General features: G+C 67.0%; 18 protein-coding genes. 6 read left to right on the top strand and 12 right to left on the bottom strand.

Annotated features, from left to right (window positions below; genetic code table 11):
- Positions 1–86: 86 nt before the first annotated feature.
- The 4 genes from BVIR_RS02400 to BVIR_RS02385 form a co-directional block, all read right to left on the bottom strand.
- The gene (locus BVIR_RS02400; RefSeq protein ID WP_055036275.1) at positions 87–788 is read right to left on the bottom strand and encodes a B3/B4 domain-containing protein; all 702 of its coding nucleotides are present in this window, start codon (positions 786–788) and stop codon (positions 87–89) included.
- A 183-nt stretch (positions 789–971) separates the two neighbouring features.
- Positions 972–2,297 carry a TRAP transporter large permease gene (locus BVIR_RS02395; protein WP_055036274.1) on the bottom strand — a complete coding sequence of 442 codons (1,326 nt, stop codon included), beginning with the start codon at positions 2,295–2,297 and terminating at the stop codon, positions 972–974.
- A 4-nt stretch (positions 2,298–2,301) separates the two neighbouring features.
- The gene (locus BVIR_RS02390) at positions 2,302–2,940 is read right to left on the bottom strand and encodes a TRAP transporter small permease (RefSeq protein WP_055036273.1); all 639 of its coding nucleotides are present in this window, start codon (positions 2,938–2,940) and stop codon (positions 2,302–2,304) included.
- A 161-nt stretch (positions 2,941–3,101) separates the two neighbouring features.
- Entirely contained in the window at positions 3,102–4,103 is a 1,002-nt protein-coding gene (locus BVIR_RS02385) for a TRAP transporter substrate-binding protein (protein WP_055036272.1), read from the bottom strand.
- 154 nt (positions 4,104–4,257) lie between these two features.
- On the opposite strand from BVIR_RS02385, the gene BVIR_RS02380 reads away from it, so the two are divergent.
- From BVIR_RS02380 to BVIR_RS16225, 4 genes are all read left to right on the top strand, one after another.
- On the top strand, positions 4,258–6,303 hold the full coding sequence (locus BVIR_RS02380; protein WP_055036271.1) for a sensor histidine kinase: 2,046 nt from the start codon (positions 4,258–4,260) through the stop codon (positions 6,301–6,303).
- Entirely contained in the window at positions 6,300–6,914 is a 615-nt protein-coding gene (locus BVIR_RS02375; protein ID WP_055036270.1) for a response regulator transcription factor, read from the top strand. Before BVIR_RS02380 ends, BVIR_RS02375 begins: the two co-directional genes overlap by 4 nt.
- 379 nt (positions 6,915–7,293) lie before the next feature.
- Entirely contained in the window at positions 7,294–7,527 is a 234-nt protein-coding gene (locus tag BVIR_RS02370) for a hypothetical protein (protein ID WP_055036269.1), read from the top strand.
- A gap of 313 nt (positions 7,528–7,840) precedes the next feature.
- Positions 7,841–8,191 carry a DUF3597 domain-containing protein gene (locus tag BVIR_RS16225; protein WP_060832937.1) on the top strand — a complete coding sequence of 117 codons (351 nt, stop codon included), beginning with the start codon at positions 7,841–7,843 and terminating at the stop codon, positions 8,189–8,191.
- Here the strand turns inward: BVIR_RS16225 and BVIR_RS02365 are convergent.
- The 3 genes from BVIR_RS02365 to fliI all read right to left on the bottom strand — a co-directional run bounded on the left by BVIR_RS02365 (position 8,080) and on the right by fliI (position 11,127).
- Positions 8,080–8,835, bottom strand: coding sequence for a class I SAM-dependent methyltransferase (locus BVIR_RS02365; protein ID WP_082416577.1), 756 nt, complete (start codon positions 8,833–8,835; stop codon positions 8,080–8,082). The genes BVIR_RS16225 and BVIR_RS02365 overlap by 112 nt on opposite strands.
- 132 nt (positions 8,836–8,967) lie before the next feature.
- Positions 8,968–9,375, bottom strand: coding sequence for a flagellar export protein FliJ (gene fliJ, locus BVIR_RS02360; protein ID WP_055036268.1), 408 nt, complete (start codon positions 9,373–9,375; stop codon positions 8,968–8,970).
- A 399-nt stretch (positions 9,376–9,774) separates the two neighbouring features.
- Entirely contained in the window at positions 9,775–11,127 is a 1,353-nt protein-coding gene (gene fliI, locus BVIR_RS02355) for a flagellar protein export ATPase FliI (protein WP_055038617.1), read from the bottom strand.
- Positions 11,128–11,564: 437 nt separating this feature from the next.
- Between fliI and ctrA the strand changes: the two genes are divergently transcribed.
- Positions 11,565–12,266, top strand: a complete 702-nt coding sequence (gene ctrA, locus BVIR_RS02350; RefSeq protein ID WP_055036267.1) for a response regulator transcription factor CtrA — start codon at positions 11,565–11,567, stop codon at positions 12,264–12,266.
- Positions 12,267–12,543: 277 nt separating this feature from the next.
- The gene (locus BVIR_RS02345; protein ID WP_055036266.1) at positions 12,544–12,921 is read left to right on the top strand and encodes a hypothetical protein; all 378 of its coding nucleotides are present in this window, start codon (positions 12,544–12,546) and stop codon (positions 12,919–12,921) included.
- A gap of 114 nt (positions 12,922–13,035) precedes the next feature.
- Here the strand turns inward: BVIR_RS02345 and BVIR_RS02340 are convergent, their stop codons facing one another.
- The 5 genes from BVIR_RS02340 to BVIR_RS02320 all read right to left on the bottom strand — a co-directional run bounded on the left by BVIR_RS02340 (position 13,036) and on the right by BVIR_RS02320 (position 18,795).
- Positions 13,036–13,911 carry a CheR family methyltransferase gene (locus BVIR_RS02340; RefSeq protein WP_055036265.1) on the bottom strand — a complete coding sequence of 292 codons (876 nt, stop codon included), beginning with the start codon at positions 13,909–13,911 and terminating at the stop codon, positions 13,036–13,038.
- Complete coding sequence (locus tag BVIR_RS02335; RefSeq protein WP_055036264.1) at positions 13,908–15,044, bottom strand: protein-glutamate methylesterase/protein-glutamine glutaminase; 1,137 nt, start codon at positions 15,042–15,044, stop codon at positions 13,908–13,910. The genes BVIR_RS02340 and BVIR_RS02335 overlap by 4 nt, the downstream gene beginning before the upstream one ends.
- Positions 15,045–15,241: 197 nt before the next feature.
- Positions 15,242–15,607, bottom strand: a complete 366-nt coding sequence (locus tag BVIR_RS02330; protein ID WP_055036263.1) for a response regulator — start codon at positions 15,605–15,607, stop codon at positions 15,242–15,244.
- Positions 15,608–15,622: 15 nt separating this feature from the next.
- Entirely contained in the window at positions 15,623–16,120 is a 498-nt protein-coding gene (locus BVIR_RS02325) for a chemotaxis protein CheW (RefSeq protein WP_082416575.1), read from the bottom strand.
- Entirely contained in the window at positions 16,102–18,795 is a 2,694-nt protein-coding gene (locus BVIR_RS02320; RefSeq protein WP_055036262.1) for a hybrid sensor histidine kinase/response regulator, read from the bottom strand. Before BVIR_RS02320 ends, BVIR_RS02325 begins: the two co-directional genes overlap by 19 nt.
- Between the last annotated feature and the right edge of the window lie 142 nt (positions 18,796–18,937).

Genomic DNA, 18,937 nt, shown 5'->3' with positions numbered 1-18,937 from the left:
TGTCGGCCGAGGGGGAAAATAATTCTCCCCGCTTTGGCGCTCCGCCCGCAGCGGCGATGGCGCATCAACCCGCGGGCGGGCGCCGGTCAGCCGAGATCGACCACCGGCCGGGCGGCGTCAGCGACCACAACCCGCAGCCGCCCGCCGCAGAAGCGGGCGAGCAGATCGGTAAGGTCGGCAGCGGCGGCCTCGACGTCGCCGAAGCCGTTGGACTGGACGGTGACCAGCGCCCGCCGCGTTGCCGGCGAAATCACCGAGCGGGCGTCCTGCCGCCAATTCCACCGCCGGCAAAGCACTTTCGTTGAGTCGGCAAACACCACCTCGCCCGGCTTGGGCGGGCCGCCGAGCTCGCCCTCCCCGCTCATGTCGCGAAAATCGTCGCCCTCGCGCGCGAAGCGGAAGGCGACGTCGCCGGCCACCTGGGCGAGGTCGTCGGCGCCAGCCGGCATGACATGGGCCAGCGACACCGCGTTGTAGGCGTCGACGAAGCCGTTGATGGCGGGAAGCGAGCGCCCGGCCAATACGTTTTTCACCAGCCGCTCGACCGATGAGCGGTAGGAGGTCGACTTGATGCCGAACGCCTTGTAGGCGGCGCGCCACGCCGCGATGCCGGCAATGGCAGAGAGCTCGGCGCCGGCCCAGCGCGCCCGGCAGTCGTGCTCGCGCGCGGCGATCAGCGCCGCCAGCGCCAACGGGCGCTCGGCGGGAATCGTCAGATCCTCCGCCACCACCGCGGCGATGCGGACCGCGGGAAAGCGCGGCACGAGTTCTGCAATCGACAGCTCCATCGCCCAGTTTTGGCCGGCGGCGCGGCGAAGTGCAAGCGGGTGCAGGCGGCCCCGTCGTCCCGGGCAAGCGGCGTCAGACGCGCGACCCGGGATCGTTCGGCGAGTTCGCGATTCGTCTGCTGACGGTCTTGTGCTGACGGCCCCGGGTCTGCGCTTCGCGCCGCCCGGGGCGACAGCGTCTTCTCACATCATCCCGATCGCCCGCGGCAGCCACAGCGAGATTTCGGGCACGTAAGTCACCAGCATCAGGAAGCCCAGCATGGTGAGCAGCCACGGCCACACCGCGATGGTGAGTTCGGTGATGCCGAGCTTGGTGATGCCTGAGGCGACATAGAGGTTCAGCCCCACCGGGGGATGGCACATGCCGACCTCCATGTTGACCACGATCAGGATGCCGAAATGGATCGGATCGATGCCAAGCTTCACCGCCACCGGGAACAGGATCGGTGCCATGATCAGCACGATCGAGGACGGCTCCATCACGTTGCCGGCGAGCAGCAGCAAGATGTTGACGAAGAGAAGGAAGCCGATCCAGCCCACCCCGGTGTCGACGATCCAGGCGGCCATCGACTGCGGGATGTTCTCGTGCGTCATCAGGAACGAGAACAGCACGGCGTTGGTGATGATGTAGAGCAGCATCGCCGACATGTTGGCCGAGCCGAGCAGCACCTTCGGCACCTCGATCAGCTTCATGTCGCGATAGATGAACACCGAGACGATGAAGGCGTAGACCGCGGCCATCGCGGCAGCCTCGGTGGGGGTGAAGGCGCCGGAATAGATGCCGCCGATCACCACCACGATGAGAAGAAGACCCCACATCGCCTCGCGGAACGCCGTCCAGCGCTCGGCCCAGCTCGCCTTCGGCATGCGCGGCAGGTCGAACTTCCAGGCGCGGTAGAAGGTGGTGAGGCCGAGCAGGGTGGCCAGCATTAGGCCGGGAATGACGCCGGCCATGAACAATTGGCCGACCGAGGCGGAGGTGACGCGCTCGCCGGTCGGACCCGTCACCGACATGCCGGCGGTGGCAACCGCGTACATCACCATCACGATCGAGGGCGGGATCAGGATGCCGAGCGCGCCGGAGGTGGCGATGACGCCGGCGCCGAACCGCGGCGGGAAGCCCTGCTTCACCATCGCCGGCAGCAGGATCGAGCCGATCGCCACCACGGTGGCGGGCGATGAGCCGGATACCGCGGCGAACAGCGCGCACGCCATCACGCCGGCGAGACCGAGGCCGCCATACCAGTGGCCGACCATGGAGGTGGCAAAGGCGATCATGCGTTTCGCCACACCGCCATGGGTGAGGAAGCCGCCGGCCAGGATGAAGAACGGGATCGCCATGATCTCGAACTTCTCGATACCGGTGAACAGCTTCAGCGCCACCGACTCGATCGGCACGTGCGTCATCGTGAACAGGAACGTGAGCACGGTGAGGCCGAGCGAAATCGAGATCGGCATGCCGGTCAGCATCAGCGCGAACAGCAGACCGAAAATGAGTGCGACGCTCATGGCCTCAACCCTTCGTCACGGCGGCAACGGTGGCGTCGGGCGCCGGCTCGGCGATGCCCTCCACATGGCCGGGGTCATGGGTCGGCAGCTCGCCGGTGCGCCAAAACCGCCAAGTCACCTGAAGAAACCGGAAACACATCAAATAGGAGCCGAGCGGAACGCACAGATAGACCAGCCACATCGGCACCTCGAGGTCGGCCGACACCTGTTCGGTGTGGGCGATGTGCCAGACGAAATTGGCGCCGAGCGTGCCGACGATGGCGGTGAACAGCGCCCCGCACATCAGGGCGAAGGTGATGACCTTGTGGCGCGGCCCGGACGACAAGCGGTTGACCAGCACGTCGACGCCGACATGGATGCCAGTGCGCACGCCGTAGGCGGCACCGAACTTGGCCATCCATACGAACAGATAGATGCACAGCTCCTGCGCCCAGGTGAAGTTGAGGCCGCGCAGCCACAAAAAGCCGACCCGCCCGAGATCGGTCAGCCAGGCGATGTCGTGGGCGCGGCCATAATTGAACACGGCGGCGACGCCGGTCAGGCTGTAGCGGTGGGCGACGGCGGTGAAGATGATCAGGGTAGCCGCGGCCATCAGCGCCGCGATCAGGACCTCTTCCAGCCGATCGAGGAGCTTCAACAACATCGAGACCTCTCAAGGCGGGTGCGGCCGGACATGGCACGGCCGCGGCTGTCACGCCTGTCCGCACAGGCGGATGGCGGGCACTTCGGAAAATCGCGGCGAAACGGCCGCAGAACGCGGAACCGGCGCCGGCTTTGAACCGGCGCCGGTCTGGCATGCGGCCTTTAGTCGACCAGGCCGGTTTCTTTCTGGGTCCGGGCGACCAGATCGGCGCCGATCCGGCTGGCCATCTCCTTGTGCACCGGCAGCAGCGCCTTGATCCAGGTCTGGCGCTCGGCCGGCGACAGCTCGAAGAACTGGGTCTTGCCGGAGGCCTTCATCGCCGCGAGCGAATCGTCATTCTCCTGCTGGGCGATCGAGTTGGCGTATTCGGTGGCTTCCGCCATCGCCTTCTCGAGCTGGGTGCGGACGTCGGGGGCAAGGCCGTCCCAGAACGCCTTGTTAGCGATCACCGCATAGCCGAGATAGCCGTGGTTGGAGACCGTGGCGTGGCTCTGCACCTCGTGCATCTTCTGGGTATACATGTTGGACGGCGGGTTCTCGGTGCCGTCGACCACGCCGGTCTGCAGCGCCTGATAGACCTCGGAGAACGCCATCACCTGCGGCACCGCGCCGAGCGCCTTCATCTCCGCCTCGAGCACCTTGGAGGACTGGATGCGCATCTTGAGGCCGAGGAAGTCGTCCGGGGTCCGGAGCGGCCGGTTGGCGCTCATCACCTTGAAGCCGTTGTCCCAATAGGCCAGACCGACGATGCCCTTGGGCTCCAGCTTGGCCAGAAGCTCCTTGCCGATCGGGCCGGTGGTCACCTTGCGCAGCGCTTCCTTGTCCGGGAAGATATAAGGCAGGTCGAACACCTCGAACTCGCGCGCGCCGAGCGGGCCGAACTTGGCCAGCGAGGGCGCCAGCATCTGCACTGCGCCAAGCTGCAGCGCCTCCAGTTCCTCTTTGTCCTTGTAGAGCTGGGAGTTGGGGTAGACTTCGACCTTGACCGCGCCGCCGGTATACTTCTCCGCCAGTTCGCGGAAACGCTCGGCGCCCTTGCCCTTCGGCGTATCCGGCGCCACCACGTGGCTGAACTTGACGACGATCGGCTGCTGGGCACCAGCCGACAACGGCGACAACACCAAGATTGCGGCCGTTCCCAAGGCGAGCATGGTAGTCTTCATGGGCGTTCCTCGTTACGGGATGGATCGCGATCCCTGGCCTGAGGTAGTCAAGAATGCGTTACCTTCGCCATTGTGGATTTCCGAATCCCTTCCAAAACGCAAACGCATCACCGAAAAGGCGAATTGACATCGGCCCCGCGATCCGGAGGACGGGATGGACGCCGGTCCGCGCGGCCTGACACCTGAGCCCGGCGACACCGGCCGCCGGTCCGGCGCCGCCGGCTGGCGCCGCGGTCCAGCCCGCCTTGGGTGGCGGCTGCTGGGCCGGCGCGGCCTGAAGGTGGCAACGCCGGCGCTGACCGCCGCCGGCATCCTGGCCATCAGCCTCGCCCTCGCCGCGCTGGTCTGGCTCGCCGACCGCGACGAACGGCTCGAGCGCCAGCAGGCGCTGATCAAGGATTCGCTGTGGGTCGAGCAGACGCTACGGTTCGAGCTCGGCGCCGACCTCGGCTTCATCGACCGTCTCGCCCTCGACATCGGCCGCGGCAGCGCCGACGCCAGCCAAGTGGCGGTGCGGGCGCGCCACCTGGTGTCCAACAGTCCCGAGATCGTCCGCCTGCAATGGCTCGACGCCGACGACCGCCCCGCCCTGGCGGTGCCGCCACAGACCGAGCGCACCGCGCCGCCGCCGCCGCTGACGGTGGCGCTGGAACTCGCCCGCGCCGGCGGCCGCGCGGTGCCCTCCTCCGACTTCGTGCTGGCGAACGGTCAGGCCGGCTTTGCGCTGGTGACGCCGATCCACCGCGGCGAGGCCTATGCCGGCGCGCTGGTCGCGACGGTTTCGCTCAGCGCCCTGCTGTCGGAGCATATCCCGTGGTGGATCGTCGAGCGCTACCGGGTGACGGTGGTGGACGTATCGGGCCGCGAGTTGGCGGCGCGCTCGCGCGTCGCCGTCCCCGACGGCAGCATCAGCCATACCATCGCGCTCGACCCGCCGGCGCGCGACCTGTTCATCTCGATCTCCACCGTCGCCGCCAAGACCAACCTGGTTCGCAACAGCCTGGTCGCCACCATCGCCGCGCTGGCGCTGGTGGTGGCGGCCAGCTTTCTTGCGCTGCACCGCCACATCCAGCGCCGCATCGCCGCGGAGAGCGAGGTGCGCGCCCAGCACGCCTTTCGCAAGGCGATGGAGGACTCGCTCACCGTCGGCATGCGCGCCAAGGACATCGCCGGCCGCATCATCTACGTGAACCCGGCGTTCTGCCGCATGGTCGGCTTCGCCGCCGACGAGCTGATCGGGCAGCCGCCGCCGATGCCCTACTGGGTGCCGGAGCTGCTCGACGAGACGCTGGCGGTCTACCGCGCGGTGCTGGACGGCCGTGCCCCGCCCGACGGCTTCGAGATCACCTTCCAGCGCCGCAACGGCGAGTGGTTCGACGCCCTGATCTACGAGGCGCCGCTGATCGACGCCGACGGCCGCCACGCCGGCTGGATGGCCTCGGTGGTCGACATCACCGATCGCAAGCGCGCCGAGGAGCTGTCGCGCCAGCAGAGCGAGCAGTTGGCGCGCACCGCGCGGCTGGTGTCGATGGGCGAGATGGCGTCCTCAATCGCCCACGAGCTGAACCAGCCGCTGTCGGCGGTGGCGAGCTACGCCACCGGCTCGCTCAACATGATTAGGTCCGGCTGCAGCGGCGAGGATATCGCGCCGGCGATCGAGAAGATCGCCGAGCAGGCCCAGCGCGCCGGCCAGATCGTCCATTCGATCTACAACGTGGTGCGCCGCAGCGAGCCCCAGATCGCCCCGCTCGACATCGTGGCGCTGATCGAGGAGGCCGCCGCCTTCATTGCGCCCGAGGCCCGCAAGTACGGCGTCGAGGTCGTCATCCGCAACAACAGCGACGTCAACGCCGTTCCCGGCGACCGCGTGCTGCTGGAGCAGGTGCTGCTCAACCTCGCCCGCAACGCCTGCGAGGCGATGGCGCGCACCGCGGCCGAAGACCGCCGGCTCGTCATCAAGGTCGAGCGGGTGGCGGCGGAGCTGGTGTTCTCGCTCGCCGACCGCGGCCCCGGCATCGCCGCCGACGTGCTCGAGTCGCTGTTCTCACCGTTCGTCTCCACCAAGCCGGAGGGCATGGGCATGGGCCTTTGTATTTGCCGCACCATCATCGAGCGCCACCACGGCCGGCTGTGGTTCGAGCCGGCCGAGCCGCGCGGCACCGTGTTCCGCTTCGTCCTGCCGCTCGGGGGGATGCAATGAGCGAGGCGGCGCGGGCGCGGGTGTTCGTCGTCGACGACGACGCGGCAATCCGCGATTCGCTGGTGTGGCTGTTCCGCTCGCGCGGACTTCTGGCGCTCAGCTTCTCCTCGGGCGAGGCATTCCTGGACACTTGGCGGCCGGACCTCGACGGCTGCATCGTCGCCGACATCCGCATGGAGGGCATCGGCGGGCTCGAGCTGTTCGACCGCCTCAAGCAACAGGGCAGCCGGCTGCCGGTGGTGTTTCTCACCGGGCACGGCGACGTGCCAATGGCGGTATCGGCGCTCAAGCGCGGCGCCCGCGACTTCATCGAAAAGCCGTTCAACGACAACGACCTGGTCGACATCGTCATCGCCGTGCTCGACGAGCAGGCGGTGCTGCGCGCCGCCGAGCAGCAGAGCCTGGAGCGCGACCACCGCCTCGACCGGCTGACCGCGCGCGAGCGGCAGGTGCTCGACCTTCTGCTCGAAGGCCGGCTCAACAAGCAGATCGCCGACGAGCTCGGCGTGTCGATGCGCACGGTCGAGGTCCACCGGGCGCGGGTGTTCGAAAAGATGGGCGTGCGCAATGCGGTAGAACTGGCGAGCCAGCTGGCGCCGCGCCGGCCGTGACCGCTGCCGCCCCTGCGGCAGACCCGCGCACCGGTGATTGCCGGTCAGTATTGTCCCCTAGCGCCGGCCGCGCCGGAGGTAGCAGGGTCAAAATAAGTTACCGAATTTGAAATTTGCTTGAACGAAACACATTCAATACTTCGGCGACCTATGAATATCGGGCAACCATAACCCTCGTTAACTAGTGCGCTCTCCGAACCGAACCGTTAGCGTGACCATAGATGATCGGCTGGAGCAGCAGGAGCGTCACGCTTCACAAGCAAGTCAGGCCCGACCTGCTTGGAACTTCGGCCGACCCCAGCGTTGAACCTGTCCGTGGCACGGCGCGACCAATCGCCGAACACGGACTGCGACAACCGCGTAAACGGCGAGGCGGACGATGAACGGGAACCTGATTGCGAGCTCCAAGGACACCGATCTGCGCATCGGCGTGGTGGCCGCGCTGACCCTGGCGATCATCGTGACCCTGACCGCGGTGCTCAGCCACGATCAGCAGGGTTCGACCGCGCCGCGCACCTCGATCACCTTGTCCGCCAGCGCGCCGGAAATCGTCCGGCCGGCGGCGAAGGAGATCGTTCAGCACATGGAGGATGGCGAATCCACCGTTGAGTAGCTGCTACTTCGACTTTTTCGACCTCTCTCTCTCGTCACTTAAGCTGGCCCCTCCGCTCCTGCGCGAGGGGCCTTTTTTTCGCGCGGACGGATCGGCCGCGATGGCAGCAAGCTGCGGCTTGGCCGCCCCCCCAGCCGAACACCTTGGCCGAGCGGTTCGCCGCCGCGGCCGGGCGCCCACGCCGCGCCAAATAATCACCGCGGCCGTTACCACGCGGCTCCCGTTGTGGCGGCGGGTGCAGGAAAGCCAAGCTGGCTTGAAACCAACCTCCCTCCTCCACGGTTGTCGTGTTTTCCCGACAGGAGGAACTGGGATGAACCTTTTCGAGACGATCCGGTCAAAGATCTTCGGAACCACCCCCGCCGAGGCGTCGACCGCGTCACCAGCGCCGACGTCCGCCACGAAAACCGTCGACGTTGCCGCCATCCTCGATGGCCTTGCGTCGAAGTCGTCGGAAAAGCTCGACTGGCGCCGGTCGATTGTCGATCTGATGAAGCTGCTGGATATGGATGCGAGCCAGTCGGCCCGGAAGGACCTGGCCAAAGAGCTGCATTACGACGGCGACAGTGGGGATTCCGGGAAGATGAACGTTTGGCTGCACAAGCAAGTCATGGCCAAGCTGGCCGCAAACGGCGGCAAGCTTCCGCCCGAACTCGCGGCGTGAGGCTGGCCAGCTCCCGCGTCGCCCAGGACGCCGTCGCGGCGCTGCGCCAGCCACACGGTATGGCCGCCGCAGCCGGGGTCCTCGGCGACATGGGCCACCACGGCAAAGCCGTGATCGGCCAGCAGCGCCCGATACTCGGCGGCATCCAGGCTGGCGTGGTACAGCGGCTCGCCCTCGAACGTGCCAGTCGCCTCGCCGTGCGCCGGGCCGCTGGTGAACATCAGCGCGGCGCGCGGCGCCGCGTGCCTCCGGAAGATCGGGAACATGCGGCGCTGGTCGTCATGGCTGAGGTGGAACATGCTGTCCCAGGCGATGATGCCGGCGAAGGCGCGGCCGAGCGCCAGCGTGCGCATGTCCGCCACCCGCCAGGTCTGCCGCGGCTGGCGCTGCGCGCACATCGCGATCATTTCCGGCGACGAGTCGATCCCGGTCAGCGCGCAGCCGCGCTCGACCAGCTCGCGCCCGATCGGCTCGCCCGAGCCGCAGCCGATGTCGAGCACCGCGGCGGCCGGCGGCAACAGGGCGCAAAACCGCTCCAGCCACGCCGCCTCCATCAGCGGCCCTGCCCGAGCTGCACGCCGGTCCGCCCAGGCACGGGCATGGCGGCGGTAGAGACCGATGATGCGTTCGGCGTCGGTGGCCATGGTTCCTCCGCGGCGGCCGCGCCGATCGGCTCCGCGGGCACAACGTCCCGGCCTGCGGAACTCACCAACGAAACGGCCGAGCCCAAGGCCCGGCCGCGGTCGGCATCGCCGTGCGGTGCGCGGCGCCAGCGCTCAGGCGTGGCGGAGCTGCGCGCCGATGCGGTCGAGTTCGCTCTGCTCGCGGGCGGCTTCGACCATGCGCTCGCGCTCCTGATCGCGCTCCTCGAGGATCTCGACCTTCTTGAGCTCGTCGAACGCCTCGGCCAGTTGGGCGCGGGCGTCATCGAGCTGCCCGCGCAGTTCGTCGGCCGAGCGGCGCAGATTGTCGCGCCGCGTCATCGCCGCCCTGGCGTAGGTCGGGTAGGCGAAATGGCCCGGATCGTTGATGCCGGCGCGGTCCTGCTCGCTCAGGATCTCGCGATCGAGTTCGGCGGACATCCGTTCGAAATCCGCAATCATGGCCTCGATCTGAACCACCTGCCGGCGACGTTCGTCGACCTGGAAGCGTTTCAAGCGGATGAGCGTTTCACGCGACTTCATGGACTCGACACTGGTGTACGGCAGATCGCCTGGGACTTGGGACAACGGCAGGTTCAGCCGAATAGGGCGCACGATATGGCCCAGGCGTTGAACTTTGGTTACCAGGACATTCGCGCGCACCGCACTATTCGCCGCTTCATCCGAAATCCGCCCGATCAGACCGGGGCTTCGCCGTCCAGCCGCCGAGAAATCCCTTTCTGATCAAGGCGTTTCAGCGCGGCTGTGTCCGGGATCACGACGGGATCAACCGCACACAGTTTAACGTCGCCACCCGGCCTGCGGGGGCACGCCCGCCGCCACGCCGCAGCGACCGGCCGCGCGCAACCTGGCCGACGCACGGCGAAATTCATCGCTCGAACAGGGGCTTTCGACCAACGAGCGCGGGACTCCCGCCCGGCCTCACCCTTTCGGCTTGGCGCCGGCGGGCGAGGCCTTGGCGCCGGCGGGCGAGACGATGTCCGCCAGCCGGCGATAGCCCTCCGCCAGCGAGGTCGACTCCTCCTTGGCCTGGGCCAGGAAGGCTTCCAGCGCCGGGTTGAGCTGGATCGACTCGTCGACCTCGGCGCTGGCGCCCGGCCGGTAGGCGCCGAGTCGAATCAGTTCTTCCATGTCGGAGAAGGTGCCGAGCACCTTCTTGGCGCGCTGCACCACCGGCCAGAACGCCGGATCGCACGACCGCGGCATGGTGCGCGACACCGACTTCAGCACGTTGATCGCCGGATAGCGGCCGCGCTCGGCGATCGAGCGCTCCATCACGATATGGCCGTCGAGAATGCCGCGCACCGCGTCGGCCACCGGTTCGTTGTGATCGTCGCCGTCGACCAGCACGGTGAAGATGCCGGTGATGGTGCCTTCGTCGATGCCGGGGCCGGCGCGCTCCAGCAGCCGCGGTAGTTCGGTGAACACGGTCGGGGTATAGCCCTTGGCGGTGGGCGGCTCGCCGGTCGACAGCCCGATCTCGCGCTGCGCCATGGCGAAGCGGGTGACAGAATCCATCATGCACAGCACGTCGGCGCCCTGGTCGCGGAAATATTCCGCGACCGCCAGCGTCAAATAGGCGGCCTGCCGGCGCATCAGCGCCGGCTCGTCGGAGGTGGCGACCACCACCACCGCGCGCTTCATGCCCTCCTCGCCGAGGTCGTCCTCCAGGAACTCCTTCACCTCGCGGCCACGCTCGCCGACCAGCCCGATTACCGATACGTCGGCGGCGGTGTTGCGCGCCAGCATCGACAGCAGCACCGACTTGCCGACGCCCGAGCCGGCGAAGATGCCCATGCGCTGGCCGCGGCAACAGGTCAGAAACGTGTTCAGCGCGCGAACGCCGAGGTCGAGCGGCTCGCCGACCCGGCGACGGGCGTGGGCGGACGGCGGCGAATTGCGGAACGGATAGGGCTCGGCGCCGGCCGGCAGCGGCCCCTTGCCGTCGACCGGCTCGCCCATGGCGTTGACGACACGGCCAAGCCAGCCCGCCGACGGCCGCACTGTCGGCACCGTCGGCGACACGATGGCGCGACAGCCGCGCCGTACGCCTTCAAGGTCCGAGAACGGCATCAGCAGCGCGCGGCCGCTGACAAAGCCGACCACCTCGCAGGGAATGGTGCGATCGGGCGCGGTCTCCACCGAGATGCGCGCGCCGATCGGCATCGCGTTCACCGGCCCGGCCACTTCGACCAGCAGGCCGCGCACGGTGGCGACGCGCCCATAGATTTCGACGGCGCCGATCTCCGCGATCTGATCGGCCAGCGTCTTCATCATGAAGGATCCTTCGGGCTGGTGCCCGGCGACGGCGTGTCCTTGCCGGGAGGGTTTAACGCGTGCGCACAAACCGCGGGTGAAACGGCGTTCTTCCCGACACTTGCGGCGGCGTAAACGATTTGTTTACTCGCCTCGTTAATCATCGCCGTTGGGTTCAGGGTGGCCAAGGCCGGCACCACAAGGTGCCACCTCGCAGGCCGCTTTTTTTGGGAGTTCCTCCGGCGTTATGCAAACCAGGGTACGGTACGAAACGCACGATCGATGGCAAAATATTACGTGATTCGTCAAAAGTCTGGCAGGGGCCGGTTGCCTGGCCGAAGCGGACTTTGTTAACCATCAGTCGCTAGTTTTCGAATCAATCGTACCGAGCCGGGTTTGCGTGTGCATCGGCAAGGGGTCCGGGTCGCCGCCATGCTGGCGGGAAGGGGATACTGATGCGTGTCCTGCTGATAGAGGACGACAGCGCGACGGCTCAGAGCATCGAATTGATGCTCAAGTCGGAGAGCTTCAACGTCTACACGACGGACCTTGGCGAAGAGGGCGTCGATCTCGGCAAGCTATACGACTACGATATCATTCTGCTGGATCTCAATTTGCCCGACATGTCGGGCTATGAGGTGCTGCGGACGTTGCGCGTCTCCAAGGTGAAGACACCGATCCTGATCCTTTCCGGCCTCGCCGGCATCGAGGACAAGGTGAAGGGGCTCGGCTTTGGCGCCGACGACTATCTGACCAAGCCGTTCCACAAGGACGAGCTGATCGCGCGCATCCACGCCATCGTGCGGCGCTCGAAAGGCCACGCCCAATCGGTCATCGCCACCGGCGACCTGATCGTCAATCTCGACACCAAGACCGTCGAGGTCCACGGCGCCCGCGTCCATCTGACCGGCAAGGAGTACCAGATGCTGGAACTCCTCAGCCTGCGCAAAGGCACCACGCTGACCAAGGAGATGTTCCTCAACCATCTCTATGGCGGCATGGACGAGCCGGAGCTGAAGATCATCGACGTCTTCATCTGCAAGCTGCGCAAGAAGCTGGCCAACGCCTCGAACGGCAAGAACTACATCGAGACGGTGTGGGGCCGCGGCTACGTGCTGCGCGAGCCCTCCGAGAATGACGAGCGCATTCCGGCCTGACCGAATTCCCGAGCCGTATTCCGTCTGGCCCCGCTCGTGCGGGGCCTTTTGGTTACGGCGGGGCGAACGGTGGTGGGACGACCACCGCGCGCGCTGCCAAGCTAACGGCATCATACCGTTTCCGGTTGATCCGCTCGTGATCCCGGAAGCCGTATGAATTGCCACATGTCGTCGGCCCCCCTCCGGTTGTATCCGCGCCAGGTTTGGAACAGTCCTCTCCCGATCGGGTTGTGATGGCAGCTCACGCGACGCGGTCGTCGCGCGTCGGAGGCTCGTCATGACCATTCGCAGCATGCTGGCGGTTGCCGGCATCGTCGTCCTGGTCGAAAGCCTGACCGGAGCCTCGCCGGTCCTGGCCGGTCCGTGCTCGAAGGCGATCGACCGGATGCAGACACATGTCGATGCCGCGCTGGCGGCGCACGCCGCGGCCGGGCCGGTCGGGGACGAAGGCAACCGCGCCTTGATGCATCGCCAGCCGACGCCGGACTCGATCGCCGCGGCCGAAGTCAACCTCGGCGACATCTCGCCAGAGGCGATGGATACCATCGTGGTCGGAATGGAGCGGGCGCGTCAGGCTGACGCCGTTGGCGATGCCGGTGCCTGCGAACAGGCGCTGGGCGAGGTGCGGCGCGCCATCGCCCCGCGGGCCGACTGAGCCCTGGCACGACAAAATTGCCGCGCAGGTGGCAGCGCAGGTGCGAAGCGGTTTCCGGCTGGTCCCCGGGAAACCGAAGGCGATACCGACGGTCGGCCGCCGCCGCCGTTGGTGTTACATCCGCGCGCCCGCCACATTGAGGCGCGGCGCCCCGATCGAGCCCAGCCCCGGCTTGCCGGTGACGTTGGGCTGATAAAGGCCGCGCTTGTCCGGCACCGGCACGAACGCATCGGTGAGGCCGACCACGGTCTCCGCCGCACCCAGCACCAGGAAGCCCTCCGGCACGGTGAGCCTGGCGATGCGGCTCAGCACGCCGACCTTGGTGTCCTGGTCGAAATAGATCAGCACGTTGCGGCAGAACACGATGTCGAAACTGCCGAGCGAGGAGAAGTCGGTGAGCAGGTTGAGGGGACGGTATTGCACCATGCCCCGGATTTCGGATTTGATCTGCCACACGTCGCCGGTCTGGTCGAAATACTTGACCAGCATCTGGATCGGCAGGCCGCGCTGCACCTCGAACTGGCTGTAGATGCCGGCCTTGGCCTTGTCGAGCACCTCGATGGACAGGTCGGTGCCGATGATCTCGACGCGCCAACCCATCAGCTTGTCAGCCATCTCCTTGAGCACGATGGCGAGCGAATAGGGCTCCTGGCCGGTCGAGGCCGCCGCGCACCAGATGCGCAGGCGCCGCTCCCTGGCGCGCGCCGCCATCATTTTCGGCAGCATGGTGTCGCGGAAATGGTCGAACGGCACCTTGTCGCGAAAGAAGAACGACTCGTTGGTCGTCATCGCCTCGGTGACATCGATCGCGAGGCGATCGGCACCCGGCGCCTTCAACTTGGCGACCAGCTCCGAAATCGAGCCAAGCCCGACCTTGCGCGCCACCGGCAGCAAGCGGCTCTCGATCAGGTACTGCTTGTCGTTGGAGAGCACCAGACCGGAGCGATCTTTCAGGAACTTGCGCAGGTACTCATAATCGAGTGGCGTCACAGGCGGTCTCCTGAAGCAAGGCGAATGATGCGCGGGGCGATGTCTGCGAGCGGCAGCACCGCCGAACACACCCCGGAATGCGCGGTGGCGCCGGGCATGCCCCAGACGACGCTGGTCGCCTCGTCCTGGGCGATGACCGCACCGCCGCGTGCGACGATGCCTCCGGCGCCGTGGGCCCCGTCGGAGCCCATGCCGGTCAGCACGACGGCGAGCAGCCCTGCGCCATAGGCGTCCGCCGCCGACGCGAACAAGGGGTCGACCGCGGGTTTGCAGTAGTTTACCGGCGGGCCGTCATCGAGCCCGATCACCGGCACGTTGTTGACGCGCTTGATCACCATGTGGCGGCCGCCCGGCGCGACATAGATGGTGCCGGCGGTGATCGCCTCGCCGTCGATGCCCTCGTGCGCCGGCCGGCCGCTGGCGCGGCTGAGGTGCTCGGCGAGAATGGTGGTGAAGGTCGGCGGCATGTGCTGGGTGATGATGATGGGAAAGCGCGCGGCGATTGGCGCCAGTCCCTTGAGCACCACCTGCAGCGCCTGCGGCCCGCCGGTCGATGAGCCGATGACGATGATGCGCGGCGGCGTCGGCGGAAACGGCCGAAGCCTGATGTCGGCCGGCAGCGGCCCGAGGCGCGGCGCCAGCTGCGGCACCGGCCGGCCGGGAGCCGGCGCCGGGCGCGGCCCGCTGCGGCGGCGGCGGGCGCCGAGGCTCTTGATCTTGTCGACCAGCTCACGCCGGAACGTCGTCGAGGTGGTGACGTCGCGGTTGGTTTCCGGCTTGGGGATGTAGTCGGCGGCACCGAGCGACAGCGCCTTGAGCGAGATCTCGGCGTTGCGGCGCGTCAGCGTCGACGCCATGATCACCACGAGGTCGCGCTTCTTTTCCAGCAGCCGCGGCAGCGTCGAGATGCCGTCGAGCTCGGGCATCTCGATGTCGAGCACCACCACGTCCGGGTCGTAGCGGCTGAACTGGTCGACCGCCTCGCGGCCGTTGCGCAGCGACGCCACCACCTCCACGCCCTGCTCTTCGGCGAGCCAGCGCGATACCAGCCCGCGAACGACGACGGCGTCGTCGACAATCATCACGCGGATCGGGTGGTCGGCTGGGGACAACACGGGGGCGGTGGCGCTCATCGTTCACACGCGTCGCAGAATGGAAAGGGTCCGGACCCGCGGCTGCGGCGCCCGTGCCGTATCGGCGCGGAATCGGACGGATCACGAAATCAGGCCGACCAGGCCAGCGTTTCGGCTTCCGGTCACCGAAAAATCAGATCGAGGATTGGTCGGCGAAGTCGTTTCCGGAATCACGACGTGATCGTCCGAAGACCTTATCAGATCAAGCCGACTTCTTGGAACTTCGCCTCGACGATCTCCTTGTCGAACGGCTTCATGATGTACTCGTTGGCACCGGCGTGCAGCGCACGGGCGATGTGAGCGACATCGTTCTCGGTGGTGCAGAACACCACCTTCGGCGCCGAGCCGCCCGGCATCGCGCGCAGGTTCTTCAGGAACTCGTAGCCGTCCATCACCGGCATGTTCCAGTCGAGCAGCACGGCGTCGGGCATCTGCTTGCGACAGGCGACCAGCGCCTTCTCGCCGTCCTCGGCCTCGTTCACCGAGAACTGGAAGCCTTCGATGATCCGCCGGGCAACCTTCCGGATGACGCTCGAGTCGTCGACCACCAAACAGGTCTTCATGTCATCCTCTCCTCATCACGCGGCGAGCGCGTCGGTGCCGGTATCGAGCACGCGGTCGACGTCGAGAATCACCATCAGCTGGCCGTCGAGACGGTGCACGCCACCCGCCACCCGCGACCAGCGCGAGTCGAGGTTGGCCGGATTGGCCTCGCGGGTCGCTTCCGACACCTTCAGCACTTCGCCGACCTGGTCGATCAGGAGGCCGTAGCTCTCGCCCTTGTGCTCGATGCCGACTGCCATGTTGGTCTTGCCGTCGTCGCGGGGCGGCAGGCCGAGGCGCACGCGCATGTCGATGGCGGTCACGATGCGGCCGCGCAGGTTGAGCACGCCCGCCAGTTCCGGCGCCGCCAGCGGCACGCGGGTGAGGCGGTCGGGCATGAACACGTCCTGCACCCGCCCGATCGGCAGACCGAACAACTGTCCGCCGATCAGCACGGTGACGAACTCGATGGTGTCGTCGCTCAACGCGGCCGTCACGGTCGTATCCTCGGCGCTCACGCTGCCTTCTCCCATTCCACGGTGCATTCCTTCAGCGCCGCGATCAGGCCCTGCCGGTCGAACTTGGCGATATGGTCGTCGAACCCAGCCTGGCGGCCGCGCTCGATCGAGGACGGCGTCGTCACCGACGACAGCGCGATCATCGGCATGTGCTTGGTGCGCGGATCGGTCTTGACCTGCTCGGCGAGCTCGAAGCCGTCCATGCCCGGCATCTCGACGTCGGCGACCACCGCATCGAAGCGCTGATCGGCCTTCAGAACCTGAAGCGCCGCCTCGCCGTCGACGCAGGCGACGACGTCATAGCCCGCCGCGCGCAGCACCGGCGTCAGCATGTTGCGGAAGAACGGCGAGTCGTCGACGAACAGCAGCTTGCGCGAGGCGGAGCTGGTGCGGGCCAGGCCGCGCGACATCCAGTCCTCGAACGCCATCGGCAGATAATGGCCGATGTCGATCACCTCGGTGGCCTGGCCCTTGATCACCGCCGAGCCAAGCACGCCGGGCTGCTCGCTCGCCACCTCGATGTTGAGGCGGTCCTCGACGATGTCGACGATTTCGTCGACGACGAGGCCCATCGAGCGGCCGGACTCCGAGAACACCAGCATCGGCTGGGTGCCTTCGGAGCGCACGGTGAGGTGCGGATTCACCGTCACCAGCGGCATCAGGCTGCCGCGGTACTGCACCAGCCACCGGCCGTTGGAGCGCTCGATCTTCTTGGCGTCGATCTCCTCCAGCCGGGTGACCAGCGACAGCGGCACCGCCTTGGGCTCGGTGGAGCCGGCGCGGAACACCAGGAGCGAAATGGTCTGGCTGGCGGCGTCCGAATACGCCTCCTCGGCCTCGTCCTCGGCAGCCTGGCGGGTGTCGGTGCCCGCACCGAACGCGGAGGAAATGCCGTTCGGATCGATGATCATGATCACCGAGCCGTCGCCGAGGATGGTGTTGCCGGAGAACATCGGGATGTGGCGCAGCTTCGAGGACATCGGCTTGACCACGATTTCCTCGGTGTGGAACACGCCGTCGACCACGATGCCGAAGGTCTGGTTGCCGACCTGCGTCACCACGATGAAGCCGGTCTCCTCGTCGATCTTCTGGCCGCCGTCGATCTTGAGCAGACGCTTCAGATGCACCAGCGGCAGCAGCTTGTTGCGCAGCCGCAGCACCGGAGTGTCCTTGATGCGCTCGATGCGGTGCTCGGAATTGGACTGCGCCCGCACCAGCTCGACCACCGCGAGCTGCGGGATGGCGAAGCGGTCGCCGCCCGCCTCCACGATCAGCGCCGAGACGATGGCCAGCGTCAGCGGGATCTTGATGGTGACGGTGGTGCCTTCGCCGTAAACCGACTTCAGGTCGATGGCGCCGCCGATCTGGTCGATGTTGGTGCGCACCACGTCCATGCCGACGCCGCGGCCGGACACCGAAGTCACCTTGGCGGCGGTCGAAAAGCCCGGCGCGAAGATGAACTTCTGGATCTGGTTCTCCGACATCTTCTCGGCGTCGACCTCGTTGATCAGGCCGTTGGCAATCGCCTTGGCCTTGATCTTCTCGGTGTGGAGGCCGCGCCCGTCGTCGGCGATCTCGATGATGATGTGGCCGCCCTCGTGGAAGGCCGACAGGCGGATGGTGCCGGTCTCGGACTTGCCATTGGCGCGCCGCTCCTCCGGGCCTTCGAGCCCGTGGTCCGCCGAGTTGCGAACCATGTGGGTGAGCGGGTCCTTGATCAGGTCGAGCACCTGGCGGTCGAGCTCGGTCTCGGCGCCGACCGTCTCAAGCTCGATCGACTTGCCCAGCTCGTTGGCGAGGTCGCGCACCACCCGCGGCAGCTTCTGCCAGGCGTTGCCGATCGGCTGCATGCGCGTCTTCATCACGCCTTCCTGCAGCTCGGCGGTGACGTTGGACAGCCGCTGCAGCGGCACCTTGAATTCGGAATCTTCGTGGCGGCGGACGATCTCGAGCAGCTGGTTGCGGGTCAGCACCAGCTCGGACACCATGGTCATCAGGTGCTCGAGCGTCTCGACATTGACGCGGATGCTCTGGTTCTTGACCAGCGACTCCGGCGCCTTCTCATCGTCCTCGGTCTTGGCGTCGGCCTTCTTCGCCTCGGCCTTCTTGGCTTCGGCCCTCTTGCCCTTCGCCGTCTTCGGCGCCGGCACCGGCACCTCCGGCGCGGTCTCGCGGAATGCCCGCTCGAGCTCATCGAGCGAAACCTCGCCCGGGCGCAGCGGCCGCTCCAGGGTCTGCTCGGTCAGCGAGCCGGTGGCCAGCGCCGGCGCTTCGGGCTCCGGCTCGGGCACCGTCGCCGGCGCAGCTTCGCCGAGCCCGTGCAGCGCCATGTGCTCCAACTGCCCGATCAGGTCGGTGTCGGAACCGGTGGGTTCCTCCTCCTGGCGTTCGAGCCCGTCCAGCACCTGCTTCAGGCGATCGATGGTGCACAGGATCAGCGTCACCGCCTCGCCGGTGACCGGCATGCCGTCGCGGAATTTGCCCATCAGGGTCTCGGCGGCGTGCGCCAGAGCCTCGAGGCGCGGCAGGCCGAGGAAGCCGCAGGTCCCCTTGATGGTGTGGACCAGGCGGAAGATGTTATCGAGAATTTTCTTGTCGTTCGGATCCTGCTCGAATCGAACCAGCTGAACGTCGACCGTATCCAGACTTTCATTCGTCTCGGTCAGGAATTCGCGAAGAAGATCGTCCATGAGAGGCACGCCTCGGTCGAGCATGACGGACTGAACCGGACGGACGCCCGGGTCTTTGACGCAGTGTCGACAGCAGGCGTTAAAATTGACTGAAGTGACGGCGTGCCGCCCGGCCGGGCTGAGACAAGGTCACCGATCGGTT

The organism is Blastochloris viridis (assembly GCF_001402875.1).
Classification (GTDB): Bacteria; Pseudomonadota; Alphaproteobacteria; order Rhizobiales; family Xanthobacteraceae; genus Blastochloris; species Blastochloris viridis.
The sequence above is the reverse complement of the archived record's forward strand: the minus strand, read 5'-3'. Positions and strand labels throughout refer to the sequence as shown.